We start from the raw sequence: 15868 nt of genomic DNA, 5'->3' as shown, positions 1-15868 counted from the left end.
TTAATATTTTGTAATCGTAATCGCAGTCAATTTATTTAGAAAATATGAGGTGTATCAAATTGAGTTTTCTAGTAACAATTATTTCATTTATTATTTTCTTTGGTGTCCTCGTAACTGTACATGAGTATGGTCACATGTTCTTTGCAAAACGTGCAGGAATTATGTGCCCGGAATTTGCTATTGGTATGGGACCGAAAATTTTTAGTTTCAGGAAAAATGAAACCCTTTATACAATTCGATTATTACCCGTTGGTGGATATGTACGAATGGCTGGAGATGGTTTAGAAGAACCGCCAGTACAACCAGGTATGCATGTTAAAATTAAATTAAATGATCAAGAAGAAATTACGCATATCATTTTAGATGATCAACATAAATTCCAACAAATTGAAGCTATAGAAGTGAAGCAATGTGATTTTAAAGATGGCTTATATATTGAAGGGGTTACACCTTACGATCAAGCGCGTCATAGATATACGATTGCAAAAGAATCTTATTTTGTTGAAAATGGCAGTCTTATTCAAATCGCACCTAAAGATAGACAATTTACGTATAAAAAACCTTATCAAAAGTTTTTAACATTGTTTGCAGGTCCGTTATTTAACTTTTTACTTACACTTGTATTGTTTATAGGTCTTGCATATTATCAAGGCACGCCGACGAATTCAATTGATAAAGTTATGAAAGATTCACCGGCAGCACACGCAGGACTTAAAGCTGGAGATACCATTGTTAAGATAGATAATAATAAAATTTCTACAAGAAATGATATTAACGAAGCAGTGGAAAAAACCGGCAATAAAACAACGAAAATTACGGTCGAACGTGATGGCAAAAAACAAACAATGGATATCAAACCTAAAAAAATAGAGCAAAAAGTAACGAAGACCAAAACGGAAACACGTTACATATTAGGTTATGAATCTACTACGGAACATACGTTGTTTAAACCAATTGCAGCAGGATTTGAACGCACATTAGTTGCAGGTAAGCTCATTTTCACTGCAATAGTGAGCATGATTGCGAGTATATTCACAGGACATTTCTCATTTGATATGTTGAATGGACCGGTTGGTATTTACCATACCGTCGATTCAGTTGTTAAAACAGGTATCATCAACTTGATTTCATGGACAGCATTATTGAGTGTAAACTTAGGTTTGATGAATCTATTACCTGTACCAGCATTAGATGGTGGACGTATTTTATTTGTTATTTATGAAGCAATATTTAGAAAGCCAGTAAACAAGAAGGCAGAAACAACAATTGTAGCTATTGGCGCAGTATTTGTATTAATTATTATGGTCTTAGTAACGTGGAACGATATTCAACGTTATTTCTTATAAATGGGAGAGAGGTAGTTCAATGAAACAATCAAAAGTATTTATACCAACGATGAAAGAAGTACCAGCGGGTGCAGAAGCACTTAGTCATCGCCTTTTACTAAAAGCGGGTTTAATTAAACAAAGTACAAGTGGTATTTACAGTTATTTACCACTAGCAGCTCGTGTGCTCAATAATATTGAAGCAATCGTTCGAGAAGAAATGGAACGCATTGATGCGGTTGAAATCTTAATGCCTGCATTACAACAAGCAGAACTATGGGAAGAATCAGGTCGTTGGAATGCATACGGTCCAGAACTAATGCGCTTAAAAGACCGCAATGGTCGTGAATTTGCATTAGGACCAACACATGAAGAAGTTGTAACATCAATCGTACGAGATGAACTAAAATCTTATAAACAGTTACCAATGACGCTATTCCAAATTCAATCTAAATTCAGAGATGAAAAGCGTCCACGCTTTGGTTTATTACGTGGAAGAGAATTTATTATGAAAGATGCGTATTCTTTCCATGCAGATGAAGCGTCTTTAGATGAATCATATCAAGATATGTACAATGCTTATGGCCGAATTTTTAAACGTGTAGGCATTAATGCACGTCCGGTTGTTGCTGATTCTGGTGCAATTGGCGGTAGTCATACACATGAATTTATGGCTTTGAGTGAAATTGGCGAAGATACGATCGTTTATAGTGAGCAAAGTGACTATGCAGCTAATATTGAAAAAGCAGAAGTCGTATATCAACCAAACGAAAAACATAGTGAACTTCAACCATTAACTAAAATAGAAACACCAAATATCCAAACGGCACAAGAATTAGCTACATTTTTAGAAAAGCCTTTAGATGAAATTACTAAATCAATGGTCTTTAAAGTTGAGGGAGAATTTATCATGGTACTTGTGCGTGGTCACCATGAACTCAATGATATTAAATTAAAAGCTTACTTTGAAACGGACAATATAGAGCTCGCTACTGAAGATGAAATCGTGAATTTATTAGGTGCGAAGCCAGGTTCATTAGGTCCTGTATTTGATAAAGAAATCAAAGTATATGCAGATAATTATATCCAAGACTTAAATAACATTGTTGTAGGTGCCAACGAAGATGGTTACCATTTACTTAATGCTAATATTGGTCGTGATTTCAATGTAGAAGCATTTGGTGATTTTAGATTTATTTTAGAAGGTGAGCCATTAGTAGATGGGTCAGGTGTTGCAAGATTTGCTGAAGGTATCGAAGTAGGTCAAGTATTTAAATTAGGTACGAAATACTCTGAATCTATGAATGCAACATTTTTAGATAACCAAGGGAAAGCACAACCATTATTGATGGGATGCTATGGTATCGGAGTATCAAGAACTTTAAGTGCTATTGTAGAACAGAACAATGATGATAATGGTATTATTTGGCCAAAATCAGTTACTCCATTTGATTTACATTTAATCACAATCAATCCTAAAAAAGATGATCAACGTGAATTAGCAGATCAATTATACGTCCAACTTAAAGAAAACTTCGATGTATTGTATGATGATCGAAAAGAACGTGCGGGTGTGAAATTTAATGATGCTGATTTAATAGGGCTACCAATTCGTGTAGTAGTTGGTAAAAATGCTTCTGAAGGTATTGTTGAAGTTAAACGCCGTGATACAGGTGATAGTGAAGATGTACATGTTGATGATTTAAGTAATTATGTAAATGAACTATATACAAAACTGTAGTTTAAATAAGACAATGGTATCTATTTTTGTCCAGACATAGACCATATAGCAAATTATTAATTATTTGAGTGCTCTTACTAACTATTGAGGAGGGCGAGGAATATAAATCAAAATAGTACTTTTGATTACTTTCTCGCTCTCTTTTATTTATGTGTACTTATAAGTTCAAATAATAAGCGTTAAGATTTTCTAATAGAATTTTAACTAGTTTTCATTGTATTATTAAATATGTAGAAAAACACATGCACCGTCAATCCAGTAATAGGTATACAAGAAAAGCAGTGTAATGAATAGTAAGGTGGTTATCGTCATGACAATGACAAACGAGGAAAAATTTAAAATCCTAGCTGACCAAATAAAAATCACAGATCATTTGGATCCAGAAATATTGGCACAAAGCGAATTGACACGTGTAGACGTCAAGACATCTGACCGTACTTGGGTGTTTCAAATCACGTTTCCATACTTTTTAGCTATAGAAGATTATTTGCTTTTTATAGGAGCAATCACTGAAGAATTTAAAACAATTGCTGATGTGCAATGTAATATCACTGTTAAAAATAAAGCGAATCAAGATGAGTTCGCGTTAAAATATTTTAGCCATTGCATTGAGCAGACTAAGTTGTCTCCAAAAGTAAAGGGACAATTGAAGCAAAAAAAATTAATTATGTCAGGTGATGTGTTGAAAGTAATGTGTCAAAATGATGTTGAACGTAATCATTTTGATAAAGCTTGTAACGGAAGCCTAATTGCCGCTTTTAAACAATGTGGCTTTGATTTGAATAAAGTCGTATTTGAGACGGATAGTGCTGATAACGATGGAGATCTTGCATCGCTTGAAGCGCATATTCAAGAAGAAGATGAAAAAAGTGCTCGTGAAGCAACAGAAAAATTAGAAAAAATGAAAGCTGAAAAAGCTAAACAACAAGACAACAATGAAAGTTCGGTATCAAAATGTCAGATTGGTAAGCCAATTCAAGTTGAAAATGTTCGACCAATTGATTCTATTATTGAGGAAGAGTTTAAGGTTGCTGTTGAAGGTGTTATTTTTGACATTAATTTGAAAGAACTGAAAAGTGGCCGACATATTGTTGAATTAAAAGTGACTGACTATACGGACTCACTCGTATTAAAAATGTTTACACGTAAAAATAAAGATGATTTAGCTCATTTTAAGGCGTTAAGTGTCGGAAAATGGGTGCGTGCACAAGGTCGAATCGAAGAAGATACCTTTGTTCGTGATTTAGTAATGATGATGTCTGATATTGAAGAAATTAAAAAGGCGACAAAACAAGACAAAGCTGAAGAGAAACGTGTTGAGTTTCATTTGCATACATCTATGAGTCAAATGGATGGTATTCCTAACATTGCCTCATATGTTGACCAAGCTGCCAAGTGGGGGCACAAAGCAATTGCTGTAACTGACCATAATGTCGTACAAGCTTTTCCAGATGCACATAGTGCAGCAGAAAAAAATGGCATTAAGATGATTTACGGCATGGAAGGTATGTTAGTGGATGATGGTGTCCCTATCGCTTACAAGCCTCAAGATAGAGATTTGAAAACAGCTACATATGTTGTATTTGACGTTGAGACAACAGGATTGTCTAACCAATATGATAAAATTATTGAACTCGCAGCTGTAAAAGTCGTAGATGGTGAGATTGTAGATAAATTTGAACGTTTCAGTAATCCACATGAACGGTTATCAGAAACGATTAAAAACTTAACGCATATATCCGATGATATGCTTGTCGATGCTCCAGAAATCGAAGAGGTATTAACTGAATTTAAAGAATGGGTTGGAGATGCAATCTTTGTTGCCCATAACGCATCATTCGACATGGGCTTCATAGATACTGGTTACGAACATGTTGGTATTGGCGCATCTACAAATGGTGTTATTGATACATTGGAATTGTCTAGAACGATTAATACCGAATATGGTAAACACGGACTGAATTTCTTAGCTAAAAAATATGGCGTCGAATTAACACAACACCATAGAGCGATTTATGATACAGAAGCTACTGCATATATGTTTATAAAAATGCTTAAGCAATTAGAAGAATTGGATGTTCATAATCATAAAGACATCAATACATCGCTCTCTAACGAAGATGCGTATAAACGTGCTAGACCGAATCACGTTACACTTATCGTGCAGAATCAACAAGGCCTAAAGAACCTTTTCAAAATAGTGAGTGCATCACTTGTTCAATACTATTATCGAACACCAAGAATTCCACGTTCTCTGTTAGATGAGTATCGTGAAGGTATCTTAGTCGGTTCAGCATGTGATGAAGGCGAAGTATTTACGGCAGTTATGCAAAAAGACCAATCACAAGTCGAACGCATTGCTAAGTATTACGACTTTATTGAAGTTCAACCACCAGCGTTATATCAAGATTTGATTGATAGAGAATTGATTAGAGATAACGAAACATTACATGAAATATACAATCGATTGATTCGTGCTGCAGAAGTTAATAATCTACCTGTCATTGCTACGGGAAATGCACACTATTTAAATGAACACGATGCTATTGCTCGTAAAATTTTAATCGCTTCACAACCTGGTAATCCACTCAATCGTTCAACGTTGCCACAAGCACATTTTAGAACTACTGATGAAATGCTTGATGAATTACATTTTCTAGGTGAAGAAAAAGCGTATGAATTAGTTATTAAAAATACGAATGAATTAGCAGATCGTATTGAACGAGTAGTACCAATTAAAGATGAATTATATACACCGCGGATGGAAGGTGCGAATGAAGAAATTCGTCAAATGAGTTACGACAATGCCAAGGCACTCTATGGAGATGATTTACCACAAATTGTCATCGATCGATTAGAAAAAGAATTAGCGAGTATCATCGGTAATGGTTTCTCAGTTATCTATTTAATTTCACAAAGACTTGTTAAAAAATCACTTAATGATGGTTACTTAGTTGGTTCTCGTGGTTCTGTCGGCTCCAGTTTTGTTGCGACAATGACAGAAATTACAGAAGTTAATCCATTACCACCACATTATATTTGCCCGAAATGTAAAAAAAGTGAATTCTTTGATGATGGGTCAGTAGGTTCTGGTTTTGACTTGCCAGATAAAAAATGTGACGTATGTGGTTGTGATTTAATTAAAGAAGGACAAGATATTCCTTTCGAAACATTCTTAGGATTTAAAGGGGATAAAGTTCCCGATATTGACTTGAACTTTAGTGGTGAATACCAACCTGAAGCCCATAATTATACGAAAGAATTATTTGGTGAAGATAAAGTATTCCGTGCAGGAACAATAGGTACAGTAGCTGAAAAAACAGCATTCGGTTATGTAAAAGGATTTTTAAATGATCAAGGCATCCATAAAAGAGGTGCAGAAATTGATCGCTTAGTCAAAGGTTGTACGGGTGTGAAGCGTACTACAGGACAGCATCCAGGTGGTATTATCGTTGTACCTGATTATATGGATATTTATGATTTTACACCGGTACAATTCCCAGCTGATGATCAAGGGTCTTCATGGATGACTACGCATTTTGATTTCCATTCCATACATGATAATGTACTGAAGCTTGATATACTTGGACACGATGACCCTACAATGATTCGTATGCTTCAAGATTTATCCGGTATTGATCCGAAGACGATACCAGTAGATGATAAAGATACGATGGGTATTTTCAGTTCACCAGATCCTTTAGGTGTAACGTCAGAAGCCATTTTATGTAAAACAGGAACATTTGGTGTGCCAGAATTTGGTACTGGTTTCGTTAGACAAATGTTAGAAGATACGAAGCCGACGACATTTTCAGAATTAGTAAGAATTTCCGGATTATCACATGGTACAGATGTGTGGTTAGGTAATGCACAAGACTTAATCCGTTCAGGAAAATGTGATTTATCAAGTGTTATATGTTGTCGTGATGATATCATGGTGTACTTGATGTATAACGGTTTAGAGCCTTCGTTAGCCTTTAAGACGATGGAGTTTGTACGTAAAGGTAAAGGGTTAACGGATGATATGGTTGAAGCGATGGTGGATAATGAAGTGCCGGATTGGTATTTAGACTCATGTAGAAAGATTAAATACATGTTCCCTAAAGCCCATGCCGCTGCCTATGTATTAATGGCCGTACGTATTGCTTACTTTAAAGTTCATTATCCTTTATATTACTATGCAAGTTACTTCACAGTACGTGCATCTGACTTTGATTTGATTTCCATGATTAAAGACAAAGACAGTATCCGAAATACAGTCAGTGAGATGTATAGTAGATATATGGATTTAGCTAAAAAAGAAAAAGATACATTAACAGTGCTTGAAATCATGAATGAAATGGCGCAACGTGGTTATCGTATGCAACCAATTAGTTTAGAGAAGAGTAAAGCATATGAGTTCGTAATTGAAGGGGATACCTTAATTCCGCCATTTATTTCTGTGCCTGGTTTAGGTGAAAACGTTGCTCAAAGAATAGTTGATGCACGTGAAGAAGGTCCGTTTTTATCAAAAGAAGATTTAAATAAAAAAGCAGGTCTATCTCAAAAGGTAATTGAATATCTTGATGAATTGGGGTCACTACCTAATTTGCCAGATAAAGCACAGCTTTCCATTTTTGATATGTAAGCTATATTTTATGAGAAATTATGATTGATTTACAGTTGATAAAAAATTTCAAACTGTCGACATAGTACATGGCTTTGTTGGCAGTTTTTGTTTCTTTTCACAAATACAGTTTATAACTGTAATTTTCCAAAATGTAATTCAGTTAACCCACATAAACGATTTTATTTATCTCAATGAAAATGGTTCAGAATTATTTGTGTTTCAAATAGAGCATCACACGTATTATAAAATATATGTTACGAGAAGTACTGTACGTCCATTTTAATACAACTAAACTTGTGAAATCTGAGTATAGTTGTCATAAGTGGGATTTAGAAATATAGTTATTTGTATAGAAAATAAACCTATGGTATAATAACAGTGCTTAAAAAATTAGACTCAGGCAGAAAGAGTGGGCATAATACCCGCTCTTTTCTATTTGCCAAAAAAGGAGGTCAGCATGAGTAAAATAACTGAGCAAGTTGAAACAATCATTCAACCTGTCCTTAACGACTTAAATTTTGAATTAGTAGAAGTTGAGTTTACAAAAGAAGGTAAAGACCATTTTTTAAGAGTATCTATTGATAAAGAAGGCGGCGTCGATTTAAATGATTGTGCGTTGGCATCTGAAAAGATTAGTGAAGTCATAGATGCAGAAGACCCAATTCAAGAAATGTATTATTTAGATGTAGCATCTCCAGGCGCAGAAAGACCAATTAAAAAAGAAAAAGATTACCAAAATGCATTAACAAAACCTATATTTGTGTCATTATATGCACCTGTTGAAAATGCTAAAGAATGGTTAGGTATTTTACAATCTGTTGATGATGACAAGATTACTATGGAAGTAAAAGAAAAAGCCAAAACAAAACAAATTGAAATTCCAAGAGATAAAATCGCAAAAGCACGCCATGCTGTAATGATATAACGTGATGAGGAGGATGATAAGTCGTGTCAAGTAATGAATTATTATTAGCTACTGAGTACTTAGAAAAAGAAAAGAAAATCCCTAGAGAAGTATTAATTGATGCTATTGAAGCCGCATTAATTACTGCTTATAAAAAGAACTATGATAGTGCAAGAACTGTACGAGTTGAATTAAATATGGATCAAGGTAGTTTCAAGGTAATCGCTCGTAAAGAAGTGGTTGAAGAATCTATGGATGATAGAGAAGAAATCAGCCTAGATACTGCATTAGTTAAAAATCCAGCATATGAAATTGGGGATATTTACGAAGAAGATGTTACGCCAAGTGACTTTGGTCGTGTAGGTGCACAAGCAGCTAAACAAGCTGTTATGCAACGTTTACGTGATGCTGAACGTGAAATTCTTTACGATGAATTTATTGATAAAGAGGACGATATCGTTACTGGTTTGATAGACAGAGTGGATCATCGTTACGTATATGTGAATTTAGGCCGTACTGAAGCAGTTTTATCTGAAGCTGAGAGAAGTCCTAATGAAAGCTATATTCCTAACGAAAGAATTAGAGTGTATGTAAACAAGGTTGAACAAACAACGAAAGGTCCGCAAATTTATGTTTCAAGAAGTCATCCAGGCTTGTTAAAACGTTTATTTGAACAAGAAGTACCAGAAATTTTTGACGGTACAGTAATCGTTAAATCTGTCGCTCGTGAAGCGGGAGATCGTTCGAAAATAAGTGTGCATTCTGATAATCCTGATATCGATGCAGTTGGCGCATGTGTAGGTGCTAAAGGTGCACGCGTTGAAGCTGTTGTTGAAGAACTTGGTGGCGAAAAAATCGACATCGTTCAATGGAATGAAGATCCAAAAGTATTTGTAAAAAATGCTTTAAGTCCTTCTCAAGTATTACAAGTTATTGTAGATGAAGCAAATCAATCAACAGTTGTAGTAGTACCTGATTATCAACTTTCATTAGCAATTGGTAAACGTGGTCAAAATGCACGTTTAGCTGCGAAATTGACAGGTTGGAAGATTGATATTAAATCAGAAACTGAGGCTAGAGCAGCTGGTGTTTATCCTGTAGCTGAAGCAACAGATGAGGATGAAGCTGAGTTAACTTCAGATGATGATGTAGCAATTGAAGACAAAGAAATGGAAGCAACTCATACTGAAGCTTTGGAAGCAGAAACTGTTGAAGAAGACGAAGTAGACGCTGAAAAATAAATTGGAGTGAACACTTTATGAAAAAGAAAAAAATTCCAATGCGTAAATGTATACTTTCAAATGAAATGCGCCCTAAAAATGACATGATTAGAGTTGTAATCAATAAAGAAGAACAAATTTTTGCTGATGCAACTGGTAAACAACAAGGTCGAGGTGCATATGTCTCAAAAGACGTGAAATTAGTAGAAGCAGCGCAAGAAAAAGGAACTTTAGAAAAATATTTTAAAGCAGATGCTGAAACATTAGATCCTGTTTATAAAGAAATTATAAGACTTATTTATCGTGAAGAGATTCCTAAATGACGAAAGAAAAAATTGTGAATTTTTTAGGTTTAGCAATGCGTGCTGGTAAAGTGAAAACAGGTGAATCAGTCATTTTAAATGACTTAAAAAAGAACAAGTTAAAGCTCGTCATCATTGCAACAGATGCTTCTGATAACACAACTAAAGTGATACAGAACAAATGTGAGAGTTACCATATATCATTACGTATATTTGGAACGAGAGCTGAATTAGGACAGGCTTTAGGTAAAGCAGAACGTGTAAACATTGGAATCACTGATCAAGGCTTTGCTAAAAAGTTATTGTCAATGATTGATGAATATCGTAAGGAGTGACTATATGAGTAAACAAAGAATTTATGAATATGCCAAAGATTTAAAATTAAAAAGCAAAGAAATTATAGATGAGTTAAACAAAATGGACGTTGAGGTAACGAGCCACATGCAAACGTTAGAAGACGACCAAATTAAAGCACTAGACAAGATTTATAAACCAGAAAAAGCACCGCAAAAACCTGCACAAAACAAACAACAAGCTTCAAATCAAAAAGGTAATCAAAATAATAACAATCAAGGCAATAAAGGTAAACAAAACAACAAGCCAAACAACAAAAAGAATAATAAACCAAACAAGAACAATAATAAAAATAATAATCAGCCTAAACAAGAAGAACCGAAAGAAATGCCATCAAAAATCACATATCAAGATGGAATTACAGTAGGAGAACTTGCTGAAAAACTAAATATTGATTCTTCAGGTATCATAAAAAAATTATTCCTTTTAGGTATTATGGCAAATATCAATCAATCATTAGATGAAGAATCTTTAGAATTAATTGTAGATGACTATGGTGTAGAATTAGAAAAAGAAATCGTTATTGACGAAGAAGACTTAGCGATTTATTTTGATGATGAAACAGAAGATGAAGATGCAATTGAACGTCCAGCTGTTGTAACAATTATGGGACACGTTGACCATGGTAAAACAACATTACTAGACTCAATTCGTCACACTAAAGTTACTGCAGGCGAAGCTGGTGGTATCACGCAACATATTGGTGCATATCAAATTGAAAATGATGGCAAAAAAATCACTTTCTTAGATACACCTGGACATGCTGCATTTACAACAATGCGTGCACGTGGTGCGCAAGTAACAGACATTACAATCTTGGTAGTTGCAGCGGATGATGGTGTCATGCCTCAAACAATTGAAGCGATTAATCATGCTAAAGAAGCAGAAGTACCTACAATTGTTGCAGTAAACAAAATTGATAAACCTACAGCGAATCCAGATCGTGTAATGCAAGAATTAACAGAATACGGTCTTATCCCTGAAGATTGGGGCGGCGACACAATTTTTGTACCACTTTCAGCATTAAGTGGTGATGGAATTGAAGATTTATTAGAAATGATAGTGTTAACTTCAGAAGTTCAAGAATTAAAAGCGAACCCAGAGAAGAACGCTGTCGGTACAGTAATTGAAGCTGAATTAGATAAATCTCGTGGACCATCAGCATCTCTATTAGTACAAAATGGTACATTGAATGTTGGTGATTCAATCGTAGTCGGAAATACGTATGGTAGAATTCGTGCTATGGTCAATGATTTAGGTCAACGTATTAAAACTGCTGGCCCTTCTACGCCTGTTGAAATTACAGGTATTAATGATGTGCCTCAAGCTGGTGATAGATTCGTTGTATTTAAAGATGAAAAACAAGCAAGACGTATTGGTGAAGCACGTCATGAAGCAAGTGTTATGCAACAACGTCAAGAAAGTAAGAGTGTTTCATTAGATAACTTGTTTGAACAAATGAAACAAGGCGAAATGAAAGACCTTAATGTTATCATTAAAGGTGATGTTCAAGGATCTGTAGAAGCTCTTGCAGCGTCATTAATGAAAATTGATGTTGAAGGCGTAAATGTACGTATTATTCACACTGCAGTGGGTGCAATTAATGAATCAGACGTAACATTAGCTAATGCTTCAAATGGTATTATTATAGGGTTTAACGTACGTCCAGATACAGGTGCTAAACGTGCAGCTGATACAGAAGGCGTAGATATGCGATTACACAGAGTAATCTATAATGTTATCGAAGAAATTGAATCAGCTATGAAAGGTATGCTTGATCCTGAGTTTGAAGAGAAAGTTATTGGACAAGCTGAAGTTCGTCAAACATTCAAAGTTTCTAAAGTGGGTACTATTGCAGGTAGTTACGTGATTGAAGGTAAAATCACACGTAATGCTGGCGTTCGTGTCATTAGAGACGGTATCGTTCAATTTGAAGGCGAACTCGATACATTGAAACGCTTTAAAGATGATGCAAAAGAAGTTGCTCAAGGTTATGAGTGTGGTATTACTGTTGAAAAATACAATGACCTAAAAGAAGGCGACATTATTGAAGCATTTGAAATGGTTGAAATCAAAAGATAAATAAGTATAAATTAATAAAAACACGCATTTTCAAAATTGAAAATGCGTGTTTTTATTTGTTATAGATATTTTTAAAACAGTAATTATACGTAATAAAAAATATAAAAAAATTTGATTTTTAGCGACTCAATATAATACAATATATGAGCAAAAATATAATCATATACAACAAACTATGTCTAATTTTATTTATGTACAATTTGTATTAGGAATATTCTATTTCAAAAAAGATTTTAAATTTTAAAAATTAAACTATGTAAACTTTGTCGATTCATTTTATATAAATAGAATAGGCATTTATAGCTTTAAATTAGATTTAAAAATTATCGTAAAATTACTCTATTAGCGATGATTGACAGTGATTGTCTATGCACTTATTTAGAATTGAAGTAAATAGGGGGGTTATTAATGATGGGTGAATACTTAAAAGAAATAAATGAATTTTGGGAACAATACTTAAATCAATATAACTCTATTTATGATGAAACAACATTAAAAAAAATGGTGGAAAATAATGATACGACTGCTTTTCTTCATCCAAAAGATTTAGAATATATTGAAGCGCACTTTGGTGAAAATTTTTCAGAAATACCACGGTTTAAAAAAAATGATTGATTTTGCGAATGGGAAAGTTAGGGTCAATAAAAACAGACAAAAAATCACATTTGAAAACGCCGAAATCAATCCTGCTATTGCAAGACCTTATTTCGGAAATCCAGAAATTGCAGATATAGTGATATTGAAGAAACAACCAGAAAATGATTTTAAAACATATGGTGATGAACTTCCTGAGACAGATGCTATTGAATTTAGAAAGAGAATACTTTTAGATATACAAGGTAAGCTAACGTTTGATGGTGAAAAACGTTTTCTTCCGTATATTGACCGTCACAGATGGTTTGTAAAATATCTATATAGTAATGCATCAACGCTTAGACATTTTAATATAGATCCAAATCGCTTAATGGTTATTAACTTTTTTCCATATCAAACGGGTCATTCTGCAGGCATTCCCAAAGACTTCCTCTCATATAAATATAAATTACCATCACAATGTATGAATTTTGAATTGTTGATTAAAATGTTAAAAGACGACAAAGAACGTATCTATATTGTTAGTGAAGAGGAATTATATATATCTATTTTTAAAAATTTTGCTGAAAACGAAATTTGTGAATATTTAATTGATCAGTTATTTGTACTTTCATCTAAGCAAAATAGACATTTAACAATGTGTAATGTTTTGAGTTATAAAGAGCACCGTATACGTTTGAAAAAGAAATTAGAATTAACTAAAACTGAATACTATAAGTGGAATCAAGAACAAAAAATTGCGCGTGAAAATGGTGACTCCGATTTTCATAGAAAAATGAATGCCATGCGTAATCAGGTAACACAACAAAATTAAGCTTAAAAAGCTCCTGAGATATTTTTAACTCAGTAATGCTACAACTAAAAAAGCTATGAAAGAGCCTGAGACATCTATTTATGTCTCAGGCTCTTTCCAATTTAGGCAGTAGATGACTGAATTGAAAATGTAATGTCTTACTACCGTTTTCATAGCTTTTTTATATGTTTATTAGATGTAACTTAAATTCACTTAAAAAATAAATTATGTCTGTTTCATAAAGGTGATTGATTTTGTTTAAAAGTAAGATGTGTAGCAGATATTTTGCTTTTATTATCAAAAATTATATTTATCGAAAAGAGTGTTAAGTGTCATTTTAAAATCTTCGACGTATTTTTCAGGATATAATAATGTGATATCTACTGGATATTCATATGCCAATTGCATGGTTTCCTGCTTGGAAATAAGCAGTTTAACTTTATTACCATATTCAGTTTTTTGTGTATCTAGTATGACGAATTGTCGTTTGATTTCTGGCCAAATTTGGTCTGTCACAGTCATAACTACGTATTGGACGTCCTTAAATTTAGAATCATCAATAACGGTATTTAATTGTTCGATATCCATAATTGAAGACAAGTCGAGTGTAAGTATTTCATTATTTTGTAGATACGTAAACCAATATTTATTTGAGAAATATCTTGTATATAATGGAGTAACACTTGTGGTAGTGTGATTTTCATATTTAATTAGAATTTCATGACTATTTTCAATAGCTAATTGAATTTTATAGATGAGGCTAGATTCATTTAGCTCTTTATGTACTTTAAACTGACTGAGTAGTTTATTGGATAATAATTTTTCAGCTAAATTAGAATTTGCATTTAATCCTCTTATAAGCTTGTAAGTATCTTCATGAATCATCGGCGTGAAATTTTTCATTCGAAAAATTAGATTTAACAATCTGTTGTTTTTGAATTTATATCTATCTATTTTCAAACGATGCTGTTCAATTGAGGTGTCATATATAACTTTTCCGTCTAGGCCATGCCACTCTTGATCTTCATATATAAAGTTATTTATATCACTAATATCTCTTTGAATCGAGCGTACGTTTACATTTAGTTGTTGTGCAAGGACATCTTTGTTCAAGGTTTTTCCATTTAAAAGTCTAGTGTAAATATATAAAAGGCGTTCTGGTTTCTCCAATAACATACGCTCCTAAATCTTAAAATATAACAATCTATTTCTAAATCGTACTATAGTATAACATTTTAATATAATATATGTATAACTTGTTAGGCTAATTTAAATACAAAATAAAAACAAATTTTAAAATTAACAGCATTATTTTCACTTAGGCATCTTTTTTAAACATCTAGGCAATTTAAAAGTAAATTTATAACTTATTTTTTGAAATATTGTTTCAAAAAAATAACAGTTAAGAAATGAAAGTATGCTTAAGTGTCACAATAACAGCATAGCGATGAAACGCAGTCAATTTTCAAAAAGTAATTCATAATCGTAGCAATATATGTTTGACGATAGGAAATAAACTATCATATAATCTTTTAGTAAGGAACAAAGCCGAAGTGTTAAATATGTGAGGTGAAAGAATATGAATATGAGAGCAGAACGTGTTGGCGAGCAAATGAAACAAGAAATCATGGATATCGCAAATAATAAAGTAAAAGATCCAAGAATTGGATTTTTAACAATTACAGATGTTCAATTAACTAATGATCTATCAATAGCAACGGTTTATTTAACTGTTTTAGGTAATGAGAAAGAAAAAGCAGATACTTTTAAAGGATTAGAAAAAGCAAAAGGCTTTATAAAATCTGAGTTAGGTTCAAGAATGAGATTACGTATAATTCCAGAATTGAACTTTGAATACGATGAGTCAATCGATTATGGTAATAAAATTGAACGCATGATTCAAGATTTGCATAAGAAAGACTAATTTGCATTAAACTAGATAGC

The 15868-nt window shown here is 33.3% G+C and carries 12 protein-coding genes; 11 read left to right on the top strand and 1 reads right to left on the bottom strand.

Annotation, left to right across the window (positions count from 1 at the left end):
- The first annotated feature begins 59 nt into the window (after window positions 1–59).
- From rseP to ACSULM_RS03500, 10 genes are all read left to right on the top strand, one after another.
- Complete coding sequence (rseP, locus tag ACSULM_RS03545; protein ID WP_436860642.1) at window positions 60–1346, top strand: RIP metalloprotease RseP; 1287 nt, start codon at window positions 60–62, stop codon at window positions 1344–1346.
- 19 nt (window positions 1347–1365) lie between these two features.
- Entirely contained in the window at window positions 1366–3066 is a 1701-nt protein-coding gene (locus ACSULM_RS03540; RefSeq protein WP_436860640.1) for a proline--tRNA ligase, read from the top strand.
- Window positions 3067–3376: 310 nt separating this feature from the next.
- The gene (locus tag ACSULM_RS03535) at window positions 3377–7693 is read left to right on the top strand and encodes a PolC-type DNA polymerase III (RefSeq protein ID WP_436860637.1); all 4317 of its coding nucleotides are present in this window, start codon (window positions 3377–3379) and stop codon (window positions 7691–7693) included.
- Between the two features lie 439 nt (window positions 7694–8132).
- Window positions 8133–8600 carry a ribosome maturation factor RimP gene (gene rimP / locus ACSULM_RS03530; protein WP_436860635.1) on the top strand — a complete coding sequence of 156 codons (468 nt, stop codon included), beginning with the start codon at window positions 8133–8135 and terminating at the stop codon, window positions 8598–8600.
- A 23-nt stretch (window positions 8601–8623) separates the two neighbouring features.
- A complete protein-coding gene (gene nusA, locus ACSULM_RS03525; protein ID WP_436860633.1) occupies window positions 8624–9820 on the top strand; it encodes a transcription termination factor NusA in 1197 nt (398 codons plus the stop codon).
- Between the two features lie 17 nt (window positions 9821–9837).
- Entirely contained in the window at window positions 9838–10122 is a 285-nt protein-coding gene (gene rnpM, locus ACSULM_RS03520) for an RNase P modulator RnpM (protein ID WP_436853706.1), read from the top strand.
- Entirely contained in the window at window positions 10119–10436 is a 318-nt protein-coding gene (locus tag ACSULM_RS03515; protein ID WP_436853707.1) for a L7Ae/L30e/S12e/Gadd45 family ribosomal protein, read from the top strand. The genes rnpM and ACSULM_RS03515 overlap by 4 nt, the downstream gene beginning before the upstream one ends.
- Before the next feature lie 4 nt (window positions 10437–10440).
- The gene (infB, locus tag ACSULM_RS03510) at window positions 10441–12537 is read left to right on the top strand and encodes a translation initiation factor IF-2 (protein WP_436860631.1); all 2097 of its coding nucleotides are present in this window, start codon (window positions 10441–10443) and stop codon (window positions 12535–12537) included.
- A gap of 408 nt (window positions 12538–12945) precedes the next feature.
- Window positions 12946–13152, top strand: coding sequence for a hypothetical protein (locus ACSULM_RS03505; RefSeq protein ID WP_436860629.1), 207 nt, complete (start codon window positions 12946–12948; stop codon window positions 13150–13152).
- Complete coding sequence (locus tag ACSULM_RS03500) at window positions 13145–13945, top strand: hypothetical protein (RefSeq protein ID WP_436860627.1); 801 nt, start codon at window positions 13145–13147, stop codon at window positions 13943–13945. The genes ACSULM_RS03505 and ACSULM_RS03500 overlap by 8 nt, the downstream gene beginning before the upstream one ends.
- A 276-nt stretch (window positions 13946–14221) precedes the next feature.
- On the opposite strand, the gene ACSULM_RS03495 is transcribed toward ACSULM_RS03500, so the two are convergent.
- A complete protein-coding gene (locus ACSULM_RS03495) occupies window positions 14222–15094 on the bottom strand; it encodes a hypothetical protein (RefSeq protein ID WP_436860625.1) in 873 nt (290 codons plus the stop codon).
- A 409-nt stretch (window positions 15095–15503) separates the two neighbouring features.
- On the opposite strand from ACSULM_RS03495, the gene rbfA reads away from it, so the two are divergent.
- A complete protein-coding gene (rbfA, locus tag ACSULM_RS03490) occupies window positions 15504–15848 on the top strand; it encodes a 30S ribosome-binding factor RbfA (RefSeq protein WP_436853711.1) in 345 nt (114 codons plus the stop codon).
- The last annotated feature ends 20 nt before the right edge of the window (window positions 15849–15868 follow it).

This window comes from Staphylococcus caeli (genome assembly GCF_051413795.1).
GTDB lineage: Bacteria > Bacillota > Bacilli > Staphylococcales > Staphylococcaceae > Staphylococcus > Staphylococcus caeli_A.
This window is presented reverse-complemented; position numbering and strand designations above follow the sequence as displayed.